Source organism: Dankookia sp. P2 (genome assembly GCF_050632255.1).
Classification (GTDB): Bacteria; Pseudomonadota; Alphaproteobacteria; order Acetobacterales; family Acetobacteraceae; genus Paracraurococcus.
Window position 1 is genome coordinate 146,926 of the sequence record NZ_CP192581.1, and the last position, 17,773, is coordinate 164,698.

The 17,773-nt window shown below is 72.0% G+C and carries 15 protein-coding genes and 3 pseudogenes; 17 read left to right on the forward strand and 1 reads right to left on the reverse strand.

Going from position 1 to position 17,773, the window contains the following annotated elements; genetic code table 11:
* Positions 1 to 6 precede the first annotated feature (6 nt).
* Positions 7 to 822: pseudogene (locus tag ACQ86J_RS00760) on the reverse strand (amidase family protein); the annotation flags it as partial.
* A gap of 100 nt (positions 823 to 922) precedes the next feature.
* Here ACQ86J_RS00760 and ACQ86J_RS00765 point away from each other — a divergent pair.
* The 17 genes and pseudogenes from ACQ86J_RS00765 (at position 923) to ACQ86J_RS00845 (ending at position 17,700) form a co-directional block, all read left to right on the forward strand.
* Positions 923 to 1,048 carry a hypothetical protein gene (locus ACQ86J_RS00765; RefSeq protein ID WP_431269630.1) on the forward strand — a complete coding sequence of 42 codons (126 nt, stop codon included), beginning with the start codon at positions 923 to 925 and terminating at the stop codon, positions 1,046 to 1,048.
* Positions 1,049 to 1,256: 208 nt separating this feature from the next.
* On the forward strand, positions 1,257 to 2,681 hold the full coding sequence (locus ACQ86J_RS00770; protein WP_431269631.1) for an FG-GAP-like repeat-containing protein: 1,425 nt from the start codon (positions 1,257 to 1,259) through the stop codon (positions 2,679 to 2,681).
* A gap of 37 nt (positions 2,682 to 2,718) precedes the next feature.
* Positions 2,719 to 3,159 (forward strand): hypothetical protein, encoded by a 441-nt coding sequence (locus ACQ86J_RS00775; protein WP_431269632.1) that lies wholly within the window; start codon positions 2,719 to 2,721, stop codon positions 3,157 to 3,159.
* Entirely contained in the window at positions 3,156 to 3,629 is a 474-nt protein-coding gene (locus ACQ86J_RS00780) for a hypothetical protein (protein WP_431269633.1), read from the forward strand. Before ACQ86J_RS00775 ends, ACQ86J_RS00780 begins: the two co-directional genes overlap by 4 nt.
* Before the next feature lie 36 nt (positions 3,630 to 3,665).
* On the forward strand, positions 3,666 to 5,402 hold the full coding sequence (locus ACQ86J_RS00785; protein ID WP_431269634.1) for an MFS transporter: 1,737 nt from the start codon (positions 3,666 to 3,668) through the stop codon (positions 5,400 to 5,402).
* Positions 5,297 to 6,112 carry a hypothetical protein gene (locus tag ACQ86J_RS00790; RefSeq protein ID WP_431272694.1) on the forward strand — a complete coding sequence of 272 codons (816 nt, stop codon included), beginning with the start codon at positions 5,297 to 5,299 and terminating at the stop codon, positions 6,110 to 6,112. Before ACQ86J_RS00785 ends, ACQ86J_RS00790 begins: the two co-directional genes overlap by 106 nt.
* Positions 6,113 to 6,337: 225 nt before the next feature.
* Entirely contained in the window at positions 6,338 to 8,230 is a 1,893-nt protein-coding gene (locus ACQ86J_RS00795; RefSeq protein ID WP_431269635.1) for a sulfatase-like hydrolase/transferase, read from the forward strand.
* A gap of 43 nt (positions 8,231 to 8,273) precedes the next feature.
* Positions 8,274 to 9,230 carry a Gfo/Idh/MocA family protein gene (locus ACQ86J_RS00800; RefSeq protein ID WP_431269636.1) on the forward strand — a complete coding sequence of 319 codons (957 nt, stop codon included), beginning with the start codon at positions 8,274 to 8,276 and terminating at the stop codon, positions 9,228 to 9,230.
* A gap of 134 nt (positions 9,231 to 9,364) precedes the next feature.
* Positions 9,365 to 9,714: pseudogene (locus ACQ86J_RS00805) on the forward strand (RidA family protein).
* Between the two features lie 289 nt (positions 9,715 to 10,003).
* Entirely contained in the window at positions 10,004 to 10,903 is a 900-nt protein-coding gene (locus ACQ86J_RS00810; protein WP_431269637.1) for a CHAP domain-containing protein, read from the forward strand.
* A 79-nt stretch (positions 10,904 to 10,982) separates the two neighbouring features.
* The gene (locus tag ACQ86J_RS00815) at positions 10,983 to 11,684 is read left to right on the forward strand and encodes a DUF1028 domain-containing protein (protein ID WP_431269638.1); all 702 of its coding nucleotides are present in this window, start codon (positions 10,983 to 10,985) and stop codon (positions 11,682 to 11,684) included.
* Positions 11,681 to 12,661: an ABC transporter ATP-binding protein gene (locus tag ACQ86J_RS00820; protein ID WP_431269639.1), complete on the forward strand. Its 981-nt coding sequence runs from the start codon at positions 11,681 to 11,683 to the stop codon at positions 12,659 to 12,661. Before ACQ86J_RS00815 ends, ACQ86J_RS00820 begins: the two co-directional genes overlap by 4 nt.
* A complete protein-coding gene (locus tag ACQ86J_RS00825) occupies positions 12,658 to 13,719 on the forward strand; it encodes an ABC transporter ATP-binding protein (RefSeq protein ID WP_431269640.1) in 1,062 nt (353 codons plus the stop codon). The genes ACQ86J_RS00820 and ACQ86J_RS00825 overlap by 4 nt, the downstream gene beginning before the upstream one ends.
* Positions 13,712 to 15,219: pseudogene (locus ACQ86J_RS00830) on the forward strand (ABC transporter substrate-binding protein). Before ACQ86J_RS00825 ends, ACQ86J_RS00830 begins: the two are co-directional and overlap by 8 nt.
* Before the next feature lie 11 nt (positions 15,220 to 15,230).
* The gene (locus ACQ86J_RS00835) at positions 15,231 to 15,872 is read left to right on the forward strand and encodes a glutathione S-transferase family protein (protein ID WP_431269641.1); all 642 of its coding nucleotides are present in this window, start codon (positions 15,231 to 15,233) and stop codon (positions 15,870 to 15,872) included.
* A 5-nt stretch (positions 15,873 to 15,877) separates the two neighbouring features.
* Positions 15,878 to 16,825: an ABC transporter permease gene (locus tag ACQ86J_RS00840; protein ID WP_431269642.1), complete on the forward strand. Its 948-nt coding sequence runs from the start codon at positions 15,878 to 15,880 to the stop codon at positions 16,823 to 16,825.
* A complete protein-coding gene (locus ACQ86J_RS00845; RefSeq protein WP_431269643.1) occupies positions 16,822 to 17,700 on the forward strand; it encodes an ABC transporter permease in 879 nt (292 codons plus the stop codon). The genes ACQ86J_RS00840 and ACQ86J_RS00845 overlap by 4 nt, the downstream gene beginning before the upstream one ends.
* Positions 17,701 to 17,773: the final 73 nt, after the last annotated feature.

Sequence of the window (17,773 nt, forward strand, 5' to 3'; positions counted from 1 at the left end):
CTGGGTGCCGAAGCCGGCATGGAAATACCCCGCCGCCGCCCCGGCCGCCGAGCCGGAGGAACTGCCGCCCGGGGTGTGGCGCGGATTGGCCGGGTTGGCGGTCGGGCCGGGATGGCGGGTGGCGAATTCGGTGGTGACGGTCTTGCCGAGGATCACCGCCCCGGCCCGCCGCGCCGCCGCGACGCAGGCGGCGTCCGCGCGCGGCCGGTGCCCGGCCCAGATCGGCGAGCCGTACTGGGAGGGCTGGTCGGCCGTGTCCAGCACGTCCTTCACGCCGAGCGCCAGCCCATGCAGCGGCCCGGCCGCCCGGCCGGCGGCGCGCGCCGCATCCAGCGCCGCCGCTTGGCGCCGGGCCAAAGCGGGATCCAGCCACGCGAAGGCGCGCAGCACCGGCTCGCGCGCGGCGATGCGGTCCAGCAGGGCCTCGGTCAGAGCCATGGCGGTGAGGCTGCCATCGGCAAGCCGGCGCGCGGCGGCGGTGGCGGAGAGGTCGGCGAGATCGGTCATGGCGGAGCCCCGGGCGGAATGCGGCGGCCAGTTGAGCCCGGATGTAGGTTTCGGACAAATCCACCGGGCGCGGCGCGGCAGCGCGGTTTTCGGACAAAGCCATCGGGCCGGACATGGCGGCGGCGCCGCGGGTGCCGTGAGGCTGCCGGGTTTCGGCGCCGGGGCAGCTGCAGGTCGAGCATCGGTAACTCCCCCCATCCAGCCGGGAAAGAACGTATCAAGAACTTCATTGCTGATCAAGAAGATAGGGAAGGCGCTGTAAATTCTCCGTTGAACTTTCGCTGCCTGGGTGAGAGAGGAGAGGCATGCGCGCATGCACGACGATGATGGGGATCGGCCTGCTGGCCAGCCTCCTGGCCGGGGGCGCCATGGCGCAGCCGGCGCCGCCCCCCGGATAGCGCCGCCGCCGGGTCCGGTGGCGAAGGCCCCGCCCCCGCCGGGCAGCGGCTACTGCACCGAGGCCCTGCCCTGCCGCAGCGTCCTGAACAGATCCTTCTACTACACGCCCTCCGGCGACCGGCGGTACTTGACCCGGCGCTAGGGCGGGGGCCGAGGGCGCCGGTCACCGCGAAACGGAAGGCGCTCTGCCAGGCCCTGCCGCCCCGGCGCGGCGCACCCGGCATGCCGGTCCGCCGCGGGCCGGCGATGCCGCCCGTGTCCGGCTTCATCGTGGGCACTGGCCGGCCGATCGCCAGACTGCGAGGATTGCAGCCAATCGTCATTCAACGAATGGTTGGGGAGCTCGCAGGATGGCTGAATATGTTTACCAGGGCGGCGCCGGCAACGACCTGCTGGATGCGAGCGGCATCGCCCGGCCGGACCACGCGGTCCTACGCGGCCTCGCCGGCAACGACACCCTGATCGGCAGCAACGGCGACGACCGGCTGAGCGGCGGGGCCGGCAACGACCTGTTGATCGGTGGCGACGGCTTCGACCTCGGCTTCTACAGCTACGCGCGAGCCTCCTCGACCATCCAGCGCAATGTTGACGGCACTTGGACCATCGCGGGGCCGGAGGGCACCGACATCCTCTATTCCCTCGAAGCCGCACGCTTCGCCGACATCACCTATCGGCTCGGCACGGTGAAGCGCGACTTCGACGGCGACCTGCGCAGCGACATCCTGTGGCACTCCAGCACCGCCGGCGCGCCCGACGACAGCCTGCTCTCGCAATGGCACCTGCGGGGCGGCGCCTATGCCTCGGGCGACACCTTCGCCAGCACGGGCCCGGCCTGGAGCGTCGCCGCGACCGGCGACTTCAATGGCGACGGCCGGGCCGACCTGCTGCTGCGGAAGGCCGACGGCGAACTCGCCATGCGGCTGATGAACGGCTACTCGGTGGTCGGCTCCGGCACGGTCGCGGCGCCGGCTCCGGTGCCGGCCGCCGCCGCGGCGGTGGCCGGCACCGGCGACCTCGATGGCGACGGCCGCGACGACATCCTCGCCTCGGAAGTCGTTACCGATGCCGCCGGGGCCACCTGGCGCACGCTGTCGCTCCGGCAGATGGACGGCCTGGCGGCCACCGGCGGCGGCATCATCGCCACGGTCGATGCCGCCTGGTCGCTCGCCGCGGTCGCCGATTTCGACCTGGACGGCAAGGCCGACCTGCTCTGGCGCAACACCGATGGCGGGCTGTCGATCTGGCGGATGTCCGGCACCAGCTTCCTCGGCGGCGGCAGCCTCTACAACCCGGGGCCGGACTGGTCGGTCGCCGGCACCGGCGACTTCAACGGCGACGGCCGCGCCGACATCCTGTTCCGCCACGCCGATGGCGGGGTCGCGGATCTGGCTGATGAACGGCACCACGGTGGTCGGCGGCGGATCGCTCTACAACCCGGGCACGGCGTGGGAGATCGCCGGGACCGGCGACTACGACGGCGATGGCCGCAGCGACATCCTCTGGCGACACGTGGCGGTGCCGGGCGCGCCGGCCAGCGAAGTGAAGATCTGGGTGATGAACGGCCTGACGGTGGCCCGCGACTACTCGCTGGGCGAGGTCTCGAACGACTGGCAGATCGCCTGACGGCGGCAGCCGGCTCGCTGTCCCGTGGGTCCCCCGGCTGCGCGCCGCCGCAACCGGGGGCGGAACCACCCTTTCCCCGTCTTTCCCGCATCCCCACACTCGGGGGATGCCCGGCCCCATCCGTATCGCCCGCACCCATGCCGGCGCCCTGACCTACGCCGTCCCCTGCCCCCCGAGCGCCTGCCGCCGGTGGCGCCCGGCGACCTGCTCGCCGCTTGGTCCCTGGCGCGCCGCGCCGCGGCGCTCGAGCTCTGGGGACCGCCCCGGCTGCTGCGCTTCGACCGGCCGGATGGCGAGGCGACCGAGATCGCCATCGCCGATGCCGATGCCGGCTGCTGGGCCGAGGCGATCGACGAGGGCTACGGGCTGCAGACCCTGCCGGGCCTCGCGCTCTGCCTGCGGCTGCTGGCGCTGGTCGAGATCCTGGCGCGGGTCCCGGCGCTCGCGCCGTTGTTCGACGTGACGCCGGAGGGGATCGAGCTGCACCCGGCGCTGCTCGACGCCGCGGCGACCCTGCCGCTGGATGCCGGCGCGCGGTTCGACGAAGCGGCGATCTCGGCGTCTATTGTCGCGCCGACTCCCGCCAGGTGCCGCAGACCGGCGCCGCATCGCATGAGAAGAGCTCCATGACCCGCCTGCTGCCCCGCCTGCCCCGCCCCGCCGGCCGCGCCCCCGGCCGCCTCGCGCGCGGGACCCTGCCGGGGCTGCTGATCGCCGGCCTCGCGCTGGCCGCCTGCGCCGGCGGCGGGCGCGACCCCGCCATCTCCTCGGTCGGCGTGCCGCCGCGGGGCGGCGCCGGCGGGGCACCGGCCGCGGTCCCGACCGCGCCGGGCCAGGTCTACAGCGCCCCGGCCCCGGGCCAGGCGGTGCGCGACCAGGCCGCCGTCGCCTCCGCCTGCCGGCGCGACGCCGACCGCATCATCGTCACCCGCGACCGCGGCCAGCTGATGCGGGAGGACGAGCGGGACAGCCGCATCGGGTCGCAGGCCAGCATCTATTCGCAGCGGGCGGAGACCGACCGGCTGGGCCGGCTGTTCGAGCGCGACCGGCTGGCCGACCAGTGCGTCCAGGAGAATACCCGGGCCGCGCCGCAGCGCTGAGCATGCCCCGCCACCGGCGCGGCGCGGGCTGAGCGCATGGCCAATCTCGGGGCGCTCGGCCGGGCGCTGTCGCACCATGATGCACGGCTGTTTTTCGCGGCGTCGCTGATCTCCTGGACCGGGCTCTGGGTGCACCGCATCGCCATCTCCTGGCTGGCCTGGGAGATGACGGGCAGCGCCTTCTGGGTCGGCATGGTCGCCTTCTGCGACCTGGCGCCGGCGGTGGTCTTCAGCCCGATCGCCGGGGCGGTCGCCGACCGGATGGACCGGGTGCGGCTGACCATGCTGGCGCAATCGGCCATCGCCATGCAGGCCGGCATGGTCGCGGCGCTGCTCGCCACCGGCAAGCTGAGCATCGGCCTGTTGCTGGCGCTCGAGGTCTGCAGCGGCATCGCCTCGAGCTTCTCCCAGCCGGCGCGGCAGAGCCTGATGCCGAGCTTGGTGCCGCGCGCCGACCTGCCGGCGGCGGTCGCCTGCAATCTGCTCTGCTTCAACGTCGCCCGCTTCATCGGCCCGGCCATCGCCGGACCGCTGATCGCGGTGGCCGGCGTGGTCCCCGCGGTGCTGCTGAACTGCGCCGCCTACCTGCTGGCGACCTTCACCATGCCCTTGCTGCGGATCGACCGCGCCGAGCGCCGCGGCCATGCGCCGGAGGCCAGCGTCTGGGCCGAGGCGATCGCCGGCTTCCGCCATGCCGGGCGGCATCCGGGGATCGGCCCGCTGCTCGGCTTCGCCGCCGTCGCCTCCGTCCTCATGCGCGGGGTGCAGGAGATCCTGCCGCCTTTCGTCGAGCGCATCTTCCTGCGCGGCCCGGACGGGCTGGCGATGCTGACCGCGTGCATCGGCGTGGGCGCGTTGTTCTCCGGCCTCTGGGTGGCCAATCGCGGCCGGGTCGAGGGCACCACGGCGCTGGCGGTGGGCGCGGTCGGGGTGCAGGCGCTCGCCACCGTGGGCTTCGTCGCGACCGGCGTCTTTCCCTTCGCCCTGCTCTGCGCCGCGATCATGGGCGCCGCCGGGTCGGTGCACGGGATCTCCACCCAGACCCTGGTGCAGAACGCCGCCGACCCGGCGATGCGCGGCCGGGTGCTCAGCCTCTGGGGCATGATCACCCGGGCCTGCCCGGCGCTCGGCGCGCTCGTGCTGGGGGGTTGGGCGAGGTGCTGGGGCTGCGGCTGCCGACCGTCCTGGCCATGCTGCTGGCGCTGGCGGTGCTGGCCTGGGGCCTGCGCCGGCTGCCGTCCATGGCACGGGTCCTGGAGGACCGGCGGGAAGCCCCCGTCGCGGCGCGGTAGAGCAGGTGGCGCGACAGCGCGGACGCCTGGATCTGCTCCGGAGGTAGCAACCTGCCGCAGCCGCATCCGGCACTGCGCTTCCGCCGGTTGTGACCGCTCCGGCGCGTGCCAGGGCCTCGCCGGGTTGCGATACCTGCCCCCGCCGAGGGGGACCGCATGCACGACACCGCCCATGAGCATGCCAGGCTGTTCTTCGACTGCTATTGGCAGCCCGACTTCGCCTCGGTCGCCGAGCTCGGCAGCTACGACGTCAACGGCCGGCTGCGCGACCATGCCCCGCCCGGGGTGCGGTATGTCGGCATGGACATGGCGCCTGGTCCCGGTGTCGACGTGGTGGTGGCGCCCGGCCTGCCGCTGCCGCTGGCCGATGCCAGCATCGATGTCGCCGTCACCTCCTCCTGCTTCGAGCACGACATCGCCTTCTGGGAGAGCTTCCTCGAGCTGGTCCGCATCCTGCGGCCCGGCGGGCTGCTCTACCTGAATGCACCGAGCAATTACGCGGTGCACCGGTATCCGCTGGATTGCTGGCGCTTCTACCCGGATGCCGGGCTGGCGCTCTGCCGATGGGCCGCGACGCGCGGCGTGGCGGTGGACCTCGCCGAGAGCTTCATCGGCCAGCAGGGGGCCGAGGGCTGGTGCGACTTCGTCGCCGTCTTCCGCAAGGCCGGCCCGGGCGTGCTGCGCCGCCGCGGCCGCATCGCCGGCCGGGCGCCGGCGGCGAATATCCTGGATGGCGGCGCCGGCGGCGCGCCGGTGCGGGAGGCCGAGCGCGGCCAGACCGACGAGATGCTGGCCATCGCCGCCCTGCAGGCCCGGCTTGCCGAGCACGAGGCGTCCCTGGCCGAGCGCCAGGCGGTGATCGACGCCCAGGCGGCGGCTCTGGCGACCGGGCGGGACGCGCTGGCCGCGTTGCGGGCCGAGGCCAGCGACCAGGCGGCGCGCCTCGCCGCGCAGGAGCACGCGCTCGCTGTTTGCGCGGCGAGCCTTGCGGCGAGCGAGGCGTCCGCCGGCGCCCTAGGCACGCGCCTGGCCGAGGCGGAAGCCAGCCTGCGGGCGCTGCATGCCGAGGCCGCGGCAATGGCCGCGGCGCTGGCGACCGCCGAGGGGCATCTCGGGCGGGTCCTGGGAAGCCGGTCGTGGCGCCTGACCGCGCCGTTGCGCGCCATGCTGGTCCGCCTGCAGCGCGGCTGACCCCTCGCAGGACCGCACACGGCTGACGGAAGCGTGACGCTGGGCCGGACAATCCTTTCTGGCGCTGGCGCGGAGCCGCGCCCTATCGTCGTTGCAACATAATTTGTTTTGCACCATGCAGCGCCGCGGAACCATCCGCCGGCAGACAGGCGGAACCGGTCGAGGCGGCGGCAAGCGGGCGGATCACCCGGGCCCGAGGGGTCCGGCGCATGGGAGGCAAAAGCCATGGAACGCCGCGATTTCCTTCGCTCTGCCGGCATCGCCGCCACCGGCGCCCTGGCCGGCGCCGCCGAGGCCAGCGCCAGGGCACCGGAGCCCGGGCCGCAGCCCAATATCCTTTTCATCCTGGTCGACGAGTTGCGCTTCCCCTCGGTTTTCCCGGCCGGGATCGACGACGTGGACGGGTTCCTCGCCCGCTTCATGCCGAACCTGCACGGGCTGTGGCGCAAGGGCGTGAAGTTCGGCAGCCACTATACCGCCGCCTCGGCCTGCACGCCCTCGCGCGGGGTGCTCGTCACCGGGCTCTACAGCCAGCAGAGCTGGGTCTGCGTGACCCTGACCAACACGCCGGGCTCGGTCAGCCCGACGCCGATCCTGAACCCGGCCTTCCCGACCTATGGCCGGCTGCTGCGGCAGGCCGGCTACCAGACCCCCTATATCGGCAAGTGGCACCTGTCCTTCGACATGGGCAAGCTCGACGTCTATGGCTTCGACGGGCTGGTCTCGCCCGACCCGACCGGCTTCAACCTGCAGGGAACCGTCGGCGACGAGAAGAACGGCTACAGGAACGACCAGGATATCGCCGACACGGCGGTCGGCTGGCTCGCCGCCCGTAGGCCGGACGAGCAGCCCTGGTGCTGCACGGTCAGCTTCGTCAATCCGCACGACCAGCAGTTCTTCTGGGCGGGAACGGAATCCCAGACCTACAACGCGCTCTTCACCGACCCCGCGCTGCAGCCGGTGATCGAATACTCGACGCCCGACGACCCGCCGCTGGTCTCCTGGGACGACAACCCGCTGAAGACGGTGCCCGATCTCGGCTTCCCGGCCTTGCCGCCGAACTGGGAAAGCGCGGCGACGCTGCAGGCCAACAAGCCCTCTACCCAGCTCTTCGGGCGCACGGCGCAGGCGGCGGTCTGGGGCGACATTGCGCAGGATCCGGCCCAGACCGGCTTCACCGCGCAACCCTATCCCGGGGTTGGCGGCCTCGGCCTCGGCGTCGCGCCCTATGCGTACTGGCAGCGCGCGCTCAACAGCTACGCCAACATCATGGGCATCGTCGACCAGCGGATCGGCGAGGTACTGGCCGCGCTGCCGAAGGCGGTGGCGGAGAACACCGTGATCGTCTTCGCCTCCGACCACGGCGAATATGCCGGGGCGCACGGCTATGTCGCGGGCAAGCTGCTCAGCTGCTACGAGGAAGCCTACCACGTGCCGCTGATCGTGGTGGACCCGACCCACCGTTTCACCGGCGACATCCACGCCATCCGCACCGGGCTCACCTCCTCGGTCGACTTCACGCCGATGCTGGTCAGCCTCGGCCACAACGGCAGCAGCGACTGGCTGCGCGGCCGGCTGGGGCGGATCTACGCCAAGCGGCACGACATGCTGCCGATGCTGAAATCCGCCGCGGCGCCCGGCCGGCCCTATGTCCTGCTGGCGACGGACGAGCTCCTTCCCGCACGGCTGAACTTCAACGACGCGCCAACCCATATCGTCGGCATCAGGACCGACGAGGCCAAGCTCGGCACCTATGCCAAATGGGCCGAGCTCTCGACCGAGATCCTTCCCGGCAGCATGGAGCTGGAATTCTACGACTATGCGACGGCAGAGGGTCGCGCCGAGCTGGCCAGCAGGCCTGACGACCCGCGCGCCCGGGCGCTGCTGCGGCTGCTCGAACGGCTGATCCCGCAGGAGCTGCGGGAACGCCTGCCGGGCGGGCTCGGTCCGGTGCAGGACCTGCAGCGGGACCTGTACCTGCTGCTGGCGCAGAAGGTGCTGTCGCCGGACGGAGACACTCCGGCGCGGGATGCAGTGCGCGGGCTCGGCTACGGGCGGGATTCTAGCCCCGGCGGGGCTGCCCAGCGGGCGGTGCGGCGGCTACCCTCGGGCGGATGAGTCGGGGGACACCACCGCCATGTTGAAGGCCGGGATCGTGGGCATGGGCCGCTGGGGCCGCGTGCTGGTCGAGAGCGTGCAGCGGAAGAACGATGCGGGCATCCGCTTCGTCGCCGGCTGCACCGGGACGCCGGCCAAGGCGCGCGACTGGGCGGCCGAGCAGGGCATCCGCCTGCATGACAGCTTCGACGCGGTGCTGGCCGACCCCGAGGTGGAAGCGATCGTGCTGGCGACGCCGCACAGGCAGCATGCCGAGCAGGTCATCGCCGCGGCGCACCTCGGCAAGCATGTCTTCGTCGAGAAGCCCTTCACCCTGTCGAAGGCCAGTGCCGAGGCGGCGGTCGCCGCCTGCCGGACGGCGGGCGTCGTCCTCGCGCTCGGCCACAACCGTCGCTTCCTGCCGGCGACCACGGACATGCAGCGGCTGTTGGCCCAGGGTGCGCTCGGCACCGTGCTGCATGCCGAGGGGCATATCAGCGGCCCCGCCGCCGCCGCCTGGAAGGAGGGCATGTGGCGTGCCGACCGCGAGGAGAGCCCGCTCGGCGGCATGGGCGGCATGGGGATCCACATGGTCGACATGCTGATCTGCCTGATGGGTCCCTTCGCCGAGGTCACGGTGCAGTCGCTGCGCCGGGTCTCGCCGCATGTGGACGACACCACGGCGATGCTGGCGCGGTTCGCGAGCGGCGCGACCTGCACCTTCGCCACCCTGTCGCTGGCGCCGCAGACCTGGCGCGTCGCGCTCTACGGCACCAAGGGATCGCTCGAGATGCGCGGCCAGCAGCAGCTGGTCTTCGTGCCGGTTCCCGGCGAGGGCGAGGCCTGGATCCGTGACTACCCCAAGGTTGATATCGAGGCGGCGGAGCTTGCCGCCTTCGCCGCGGCGGCGGCCGGCGGCCAGGCCTATCCGCTGCCGCTGGATCAGGCCATCCATGGAGTCTCGGTCTTCGAGACGATGATCGGCGCCGCGGCCTCCGGCAGCAGCTACGCGGTGGCCTGAGGCGGCGACGGGCGGCGGTCCGGCCCGCCGCCGCCCGATCGGCGCCGTGCCGCCGCCGCATTGCGCTTCCGCCCCGATGACGTCCCCGGCCTTCCGGTCTAGAACCGCCCTTCCGCAACGGAGAGGGACCGCCGATGTCCAAGATCACCCGCCAGGGCAGCAACCAGATCCTCTCGACCTCGGTCGAGTACCACATTTCGTCTATCTGGCCGGCATCACCGCCGACGACCTCAGCAAGGACATCACCGGCCAGACCGAGGAGGTCATCGCCAAGATCGACGCCGCGCTCGAGAACAACGGCACCGACAAGACCCGGCTGCTGACCGCGCAGATCTGGCTGAAGCGCATCACCGACCGCGACGCCATGAACAAGGTCTGGGTGAAGTGGCTGGGCGATGACGGCCGCCCGGCGCGTGCCTGCGTGCAGGCCGAGATGGCCGACCCGCGCCACCTGGTCGAGATCATGATCACCGCCTGCCGCTGACCGGCCGGGCTGCCATCCAGGGCCGGCGAGCCCGCTCGCCGGCCCCGCTCGAATCGCGGTGCCGGGTCCGGCCACTTCCATTCAGCCCCGCAGGCGTTGCAATCTCTGCCACCACACTGTTGCATGGGCTCCGATCCTCGAAGGATCTAGGACGAAGTTCCGTTCACAGACCAGTAAGCGGCTCACGATTCAGCGAATCAGACGATAGTCCAACTGGTTGCGCCGCGGCGGGTTGTCCCGTTTACCTGCGCCTTGTTACCCAAGATTTCAGGACGTGCCTCCGGATACCGTGTTCCAGCGCACAGACAAGGTGCCCTGGCCGGGTCGGACGGGACGTCAGGGGGCTACAAGGGGGCTGGGCTTCATGCGCGTCACTGGGACGACTCTGGCTGTTTGCGCCCTGCTGGGCGGCGTCGCCACGGCGACCGAGGCCGAAGCCGCCCGGGGCAGGCAGGATACCGGCACCGCCCCTAATCCCACCCAGGCGCAGCGGGGCCATGCCCACAAGGCCCCGCATGCGGGGCAGTCCTACCGGACCATGGCCTACAAGGCGGGCGCCCACCGGGCGGGCGGCAACCGCAGTGGCCGCCACGCCGCGCCCCGTCGCTATGCCACCGTCTCGGGCTGGAGCGGCGGCATCTCCTGCGTGCCCTATGCCCGGAGCGTCACCGGCATGGCCATCTCCGGCAATGGCGGCGACTGGTGGTACAACGCCGCCGGCACCTATCGCCGGGGCAACCAGCCGGAGCCGGGCTCGGTCATGGCGTTCCGCAGCACCGGCGGCATGTCCCGCGGCCATGTCGCCGTGGTCAGCCGCGTGCTCAACGAACGCCAGGTGCTGATCGACCATGCCAACTGGGGCGGCCCCGGCATCCGCAAGGGTTCGGTCATGCACAATGTCAGCGTGGTCGACGTCTCCGACAACAACGACTGGACCGCGGTGCGGGTGCAGGTCGGCCATGACGACGTGGCCTATGGCCGCACCTATCCGACCTATGGCTTCATCTACAACCGCCCGATCGACGACAACGCTCCGGTCTATGCCTCCGCCACGCCGGTGCAGCGCAGCCTGCGCTTCGAGCAGCTGGCCGAGATGCCGGTCGGGGCCGGCTTCGGCGGTCAGGCGGTGGCCTACCGGCCCCAGGGCCTGACGCCTCTGCGCAAGGCTGCGCCACACCGCCACCGCTGAGGGCAGATCCCGGCGCGGGCGACCGATTCCGGCCCTCGCCTCCCCTTGCGTCGGCAGCCGGGCGTGGCAGGCTCCCGCCATGACCTGGTCGATCCTGGCACGCGACCCGCGCACGGGTGAGCTCGGCGTCGCGGTGGCGACCCGCTTCTTCGCCGTCGGCGCCATCTGCCCCCGCGTGGAAGGCGCGCTTGGCGCCGTCGCCACCCAGGCGCTGGTCAATCCGATGTTTGCCCCGGACGGCCTCGCCCGCCTGCGCGCCGGAGACGCACCGGATGCGGTGCGCGACGCCCTCCTCGCGGCGGATGCCGGGCGCGACCACCGGCAGCTCCATATCCTCGCGGCCGATGGCCGCATGGCCCGGCATACCGGCACCGCCTGCATCCCCTGGTGCGGCGGAGTCGCCGCCGAGGATGTCTCGGTCGCCGGCAACATGCTCGCCGGGCCGCAGGTGGTGGAGGCGACCCTTGAGGCTTACCGCGCCCATGCCGACCAGCCGATGGCGCTGCGGCTGATCGCGGCGCTGGAGGCCGGCGAAGCGGCCGGCGGCGACAAGCGCGGCAGGCAGTCGGCGGCGCTGCAGGTGGCAAGCTTCGACCCCTACCCCGATCTCGACATACGGGCGGACGACCACCCGGACCCGCTGGCGGAGCTGCGCCGCCTGCATGCGGTGGCGCAGGCGCGCTTCGTCCATCTCCGCCGCTTCCTGCCCGGCCGGGACCATCCCGGCGTCTTCGACCGCGCGGTGATCGACGCGGCGATCCTGGCCGCGACCCGCAAATGACGGCGCCCGTCCTCGAGGTGCTCGGCTTGAGCGTCGAATTCGCCACGGACCGCGGCCCGCTGCGGGCGGTGGACGGCGTCAACTTCAGCGTCGCCGCGGGGCAGACCCTGGCGATCGTCGGCGAGAGCGGCTGCGGGAAGTCGGTGACGGCGCTGGCGGTCATGGGGCTGCTGCCGCGCGGCGTCCGGCTCGGCGGCGCCATCCGGCTGCTGGGGGAGGAGTTGCTCGGCCAAGCCGGCGATCCCTGGGCCGGCCGCCGCGGCCGCGACCTGGCGATGGTGTTCCAGGAGCCGATGACCAGCCTCAACCCCGCCTTCACCGCCGGGGAGCAGGTGGCGGAGGCGCTGCGGCTGCACGAGCGCCTCTCGCCCCGCGCCGCGATGGACCGGGCGGTGGAGATGCTGGCCCGCGTCCGCATCCCCGAGGCAGCGCGGCGCGCGGCGCAGTATCCGCACCAGCTCTCGGGCGGCATGCGGCAGCGGGTGATGATCGCCATGGCGCTGGCCTGCCGGCCGCGGCTGCTGATCTGCGACGAGCCGACGACGGCGCTCGACGTCACCGTGCAGGCGCAGATCCTGTCGCTGCTGGACGAGCTGAAGCGGGAGACCGGGACGGCGGTGGTGCTCATCACCCACGACCTCGGCGTGGTCGCCGACCATGCCGACCAGGTCGCGGTGATGTATGCCGGCCGCATCGCCGAGGCGGCGCCGGCGGCGGCGATCTTCGCCCGGCCGGAGCATCCCTATACCGTTGGCCTGCTCGGCGCGGTGCCCTCGATCGAGGGCGGCGCCGGCCGCCTCGCCAGCATCGAGGGCACCGTCCCCGACCTGCGCTCCCCGCCGCCCGGCTGCCGCTTCGCCCCGCGCTGCCCCTTCGCCGGGGAGGATTGCGATGCGCAGCCGCCTTTGGCCGAGGTGGGGCCCGGGCATGCCGCCGCCTGCTGGCGCGCGCCGCTGGACCAGGTGCTGGCGGCATGAGCGGGCTGCTCGAGCTCGACGATCTGGCGAGGCATTTTCCGGTGCGCGATGCGCTGGGCCGCGCGCGCGGCGCGGTGCGCGCGGTGGACGGCGTCTCGCTTTCGGTGCCGCAGGGCAGCGTGCTGGCGATCGTCGGGGAGAGCGGCTGCGGCAAGTCCACCCTCGGCCGCCTGGCGCTGCGGCTGATCGAGCCGGATCGCGGCGCGGTGCGCTTCATGGGGGAGGATTTGCGGGCGCTCTCGGCCCGGGCGCTGCGGGCACGCCGGCGCGACATGCAGCTGATCTTCCAGGACCCCTTCGCCAGCCTCGACCCGCGCATGACGGTGGAGGATGCGGTCGCCGAACCGCTGAGGCTGCACCGGGTCGTGCCGCGCGGGGCGGAGCGGGCGCGGGTGGCCGAGCTGCTTGAACGGGTCGGGCTGCGGCCGGAGGCGGCGCGGCGCTGGCCGCACGAGTTCAGCGGCGGCCAGAGGCAGCGCATCGCCATCGCCCGGGCGCTTGCCAGCGGGCCGAAGCTGATCATCGGCGATGAGCCGGTCTCGGCGCTCGACGTCTCGGTCCAGGCGCAGGTGGTGAACCTGCTGCAGGACCTGATCCGCGACCTCGGCCTGACCTTCGTGCTGATCAGCCACGACCTCGGCGTGGTGCGCCACATCGCCGACCGGGTGGCGGTGATGTATCTCGGCACCATCGTCGAGGCCGGGCCGGCGGCGCAGGTCTTCGGCGCGCCGCGGCATCCCTATACCAGGGCGCTGCTGGCCGCGGTGCCGGGCCATGGCGCGCGCGCGGCGCCGATCGAGGGCGACCCGCCCAGCCCGATCGCCCCGCCCGCCGGCTGCAGGTTCCACACGCGCTGTCCCTTCGCGGAAGCCGTGTGCCGCGAGCATGTGCCGCCCCTCGCAGGCAGCACCCATCTCGCGGCTTGCCACCTGCAGGACCGCCTGCCACCCGCCGCGGCGCTGCACGAGCGCAATGCCGGCGGCGACCGGCTGCGCCGGCTGCAGGCCTATTTCGGCGCGCCCGCGCCGCAACCAGACACCACCGGGGTGCATGCATGATCCGCCAGACCGCAATCGCGGCCATCGCCGCGCCTCGCTCACCGGCGCCGCCCAGGCCCAGACCTTGCGCATCGGCCTGCGCGAGGATCCCGACATCCTCGACCCGACCCTGGCCCGGACCTTCGTCGGCCGCATCGTCTTCGCCTCGCTCTGCGACAAGCTCTTCGACATCAACGAGAAGCTGGAGATCGTCCCGCAGCTGGCCACCGGCTATCGCTGGGAGGATCCGAAGACGCTGCTGATCACCCTGCGCGACGAGGTGAAGTTCCACGACGGCGAGCCGATGGATGCCGAGGCGGTCCGCTACTCGCTGAACCGCCACCTCACCCTGCAGGGCAGCTTCCGCCGCGGCGAGATCAACACCATGGAATCGGTCGAGGTGGTGGACCCGAAGACGGTCCGCATCCGGCTGAAGGAGCCCTCCTCTCCCTTCCTGTCGCAGCTGACCGACCGCGCCGGCATGATCGTCTCGCCCAAGGCGGCCGAGGCGGCAGGGCGCAACTTCGGCACCAAGCCGGTCTGCGCCGGCCCCTACCGCTTCGTCGAGCGCGTCGCCCAGGACCGCATCGTGGTCGAGCGCTTCCCCGGCTACTGGAACGCCCAGGCGATCCACATCCCGCGCATCACCTACCAGCCGATCCCGGACAACACCGTCCGCCTCGCCAACCTGCAATCCGGCGCGCTCGAGATGGTGCAGACGATCGAGCCGGACGACATCAAGACGGTGCAGAAGAACCCAAAGCTCAAGGTCGTGGCCTATGACGGGCTCGGCTATCAGAGCATCACGCTGAACCTGGCCAATGGCCCGCGCGCCAACACGCCTTTCGCCAAGGATGCCCGCGTCCGCGCCGCCTTCGAGCTGGCGATCGACCGCGACGCCATCAACCAGGTGGTCTACGAGGGCGCCTGGACGGTCACGGCGCAGCCGGTCCCGCCCTCCTCCCCTTTCACGTGAAGGATTTCAAGCCGCAGCCGCGCGACCTCGACACTGCGAAGGCGCTGCTGAAGCAGGCTGGCGTCACCCTGCCGGTGCCGCTCGAGATGACCATCCCGAACAGCCCCGACCTGCGCCAAGTCGGCGAGGTGATCCAGGCCATGGTAAAGGAGGCAGGCTTCGAGCTGAAGCTGAGCGCGATGGAATTCGCTTCCTCCCTCCAGGCAGCCAACCGGGGTGAGTTCGAGACCTACCTGATCGGCTGGTCCGGCCGGGTCGATCCGGACGGCAACACCTGGACCTTCATCCACAGCAACGGCGCGCAAAACGACGGCAAGTATTCCAACCCTGAGGTCGACAAGCTGCTGGACGCGGCGCGGGTGGAGCAGGACGTAGCCAAGCGCCGCGCGCTCTATGCCCAGGTCTGGCAGATCGCGCTGCGACAGGACCGCAGCCGGATCTACCTGTGGCACGCCAAGAATATCGTCGCCCACACGACGAAGCTGACCGGATTCCAGCCGGTGCCGGACGGGCTGATCCGGCCGCAGGGCCTGAAGCTGCAATAGGAAGGCGACCCGTGCCGCAGATCACCCTCTACCATTCGCCCAACACGCGTTCCTCCGGCACGCTGGTGCTGCTGGAGGAACTGGGTGCGCCCTACGCGCTGCAGGTGCTCGACATGAAAGCCGGCGAGAACCGCCAGCCGGCCTATCTTGCGGTCAATCCCATGGGCAAGGTGCCGGCGATCCTCGACGACGGCGCGTTGGTGACCGAGCAGGTGGCGGTCTTCCTGCATCTGGCCGACCGTTTTCCCGCGGCCGGGCTGGCGCCGCCGGTCGGCGATCCGCTGCGTGGCCCCTATCTCCGCTGGATGGCCTTCTACGCCGGCAGCTTCGAGCCGGCCGTCGTCGACCGCGCCTCCGGCCGCCCGGAGGTCGATCCACGCATGAGCCCCTATGGCAGCTACGACACGGTGATGGAGGCGTTGCGTGCGCAGCTCGCACCCGGCCCCTGGCTGCTGGGCGAGCGCTTCACCGCGGCCGACGTGCTCTGGGGCGGCGCGCTGGCCTGGACGATAATGTTCGGCGTGGTGCCGAAGCTGCCGGAATCCACGGCCTATTCCGCGCGCGTCACCGCCCGCCCCGCGGCGCAGCGGGTGCGGGAGCGGGATGCGGCGCTTGCCGCGTCGCAGGACGCGGCCCGCGCCGCGCAGGGCTGAGGCACGTGGGACTCTGGCTCCTCAAGCGGCTCGGCCAAGTGTTGCCGACCCTGCTGATCCTTTCCATCCTGATCTTCGGGCTGCAGCAACTGATGCCGGGCGACCCGGCGCTGATCCTGGCCGGTGAGGAGCGCGGCGACCCGCAGGTGCTGGCCCAGATCAGGGCCGAGCTGCGGCTCGACCAGCCCTTGCCGCAGCAATACCTCGCCTGGCTCGGCCGCGTGCTGGTCGGCGATTTCGGCTATTCCTGGCGCATCCGCGAACCGGTCGGCGCGCTGATCCTGGCCAAGCTGCCGGTCACCTTCCAGCTCGCCAGCATGGCCTTCCTGATCGCCGTGCTGATCGGCGTGCCGGCCGGCATCGTCTCGGCGGTGCGGCGCGACACCGCGGTGGACTGGGCGGCGAACGGCATTGCCCTGGCCGGCATCTCCACGCCGAATTTCTGGCTCGGCATCATGCTGATCCTGCTATTCAGCGTGCAACTCGGCTGGCTGCCGCCCTCGGGCTACGTGCCGCTGACCGAGGACCCATGGCAGTCGCTCGCCACCACCATCATGCCGGCCTTCGTGCTGGGCAATGCCATCGCCGGCGTGCTCATGCGGCACACACGGGCGGCGATGCTCACCGCGCTGTCCCAGGACTATGTCCGCACCGCCCGCGCCAAGGGCCTCGCGGAACGCGTGGTGGTGGTGAAGCACGCGCTGCGCAACGCGCTGATCCCCGTTGTCACGCTAGGCACGATCGAATTCGGCCGGCTGCTGGCCGGCGCGGTGCTGACCGAGCAGATCTTCACCATTCCCGGCTTCGGCAAGCTGATCGTCGATGCGGTGTTCAACCGCGACTACCCCGTGGTGCAGGGCGTGGTGCTGGCGACCGCGCTGATCTTCGTCTCGCTCAGCCTCGTCGCCGATCTGCTCTACATGGCGGTCAATCCGCGGCTGAGGACGGCATGAGCGCGACCGCGGCGGCCCCGGCGCTGCGCGGTGAATCGCCGCTTCGCCGTGCCCTCGCCCGATTCCTGCGGCATCGGCTGGCGGTCTTCGGCCTGTTGGTGATCGTCCTGTTCATCGCCGCCGCCATCGCCGCGCCGCTGCTGGCGCCGGCCGACCCGCTGGCGACCTCCTGGAGCGCGATCCGGAAGGCGCCCTCCGCCGCACACTGGTTCGGCACCGACGAGAATGGGCGCGACGTGCTGTCGCGCGTCCTGTTCGGCGCGCGCGCCTCGATGCTGGCCGGCGTCGTCTCGGTGCTGGTGGCGCTGGTGATCGGGGTACCGGTCGGGCTGCTGGCGGGGCTGGCGGGCGGCTGGACCGACACGATCATCTCGCGCATCGCCGATGCGATGCTGTCGGTGCCCTTCCTGATCCTGGCGATCGCGCTGGCGGCCTTCCTCGGCCCGGCGCTCGAGAACGCCATGCTGGCGATCGCCATCACCGCCGCGCCGGTCTTCGTCCGCCTCGCCCGCGGCATGGCGATGGAGGCGCGGGCGACCGATTGGGTGGAGGCGGCGCGCGCGCTGGGCAACCCGCCCTGGCGGCTCGGCCTGGTGCATGTGCTGCCGAACATCGTCCCGCCGCTGCTGGTGCAGGCGACGCTCGCCATCGCGGAAGCGATCATCGCCGAGGCCTCGCTTTCCTTCCTCGGCCTCGGCCAGCAGCCGCCGGCGCCGAGCTGGGGCAGCATGCTGAACGCGGCACAGCGTTTCCTGATCCAGGCGCCATGGCTGGCGGTCTTCCCGGGCCTGGCGATCTTCCTGGTGGTGCTGGCCTTCAACCTGGTGGGCGACGGGCTGCGCGATGCGCTGGATCCGCGGAGCGACCGGAAATAAGGCTGGGGGGGAAAACATTTCCTCCCTGGACCCCAGCTTTGCTTTCGGTGAGTCGGGTGCTGCCACGCGGAGG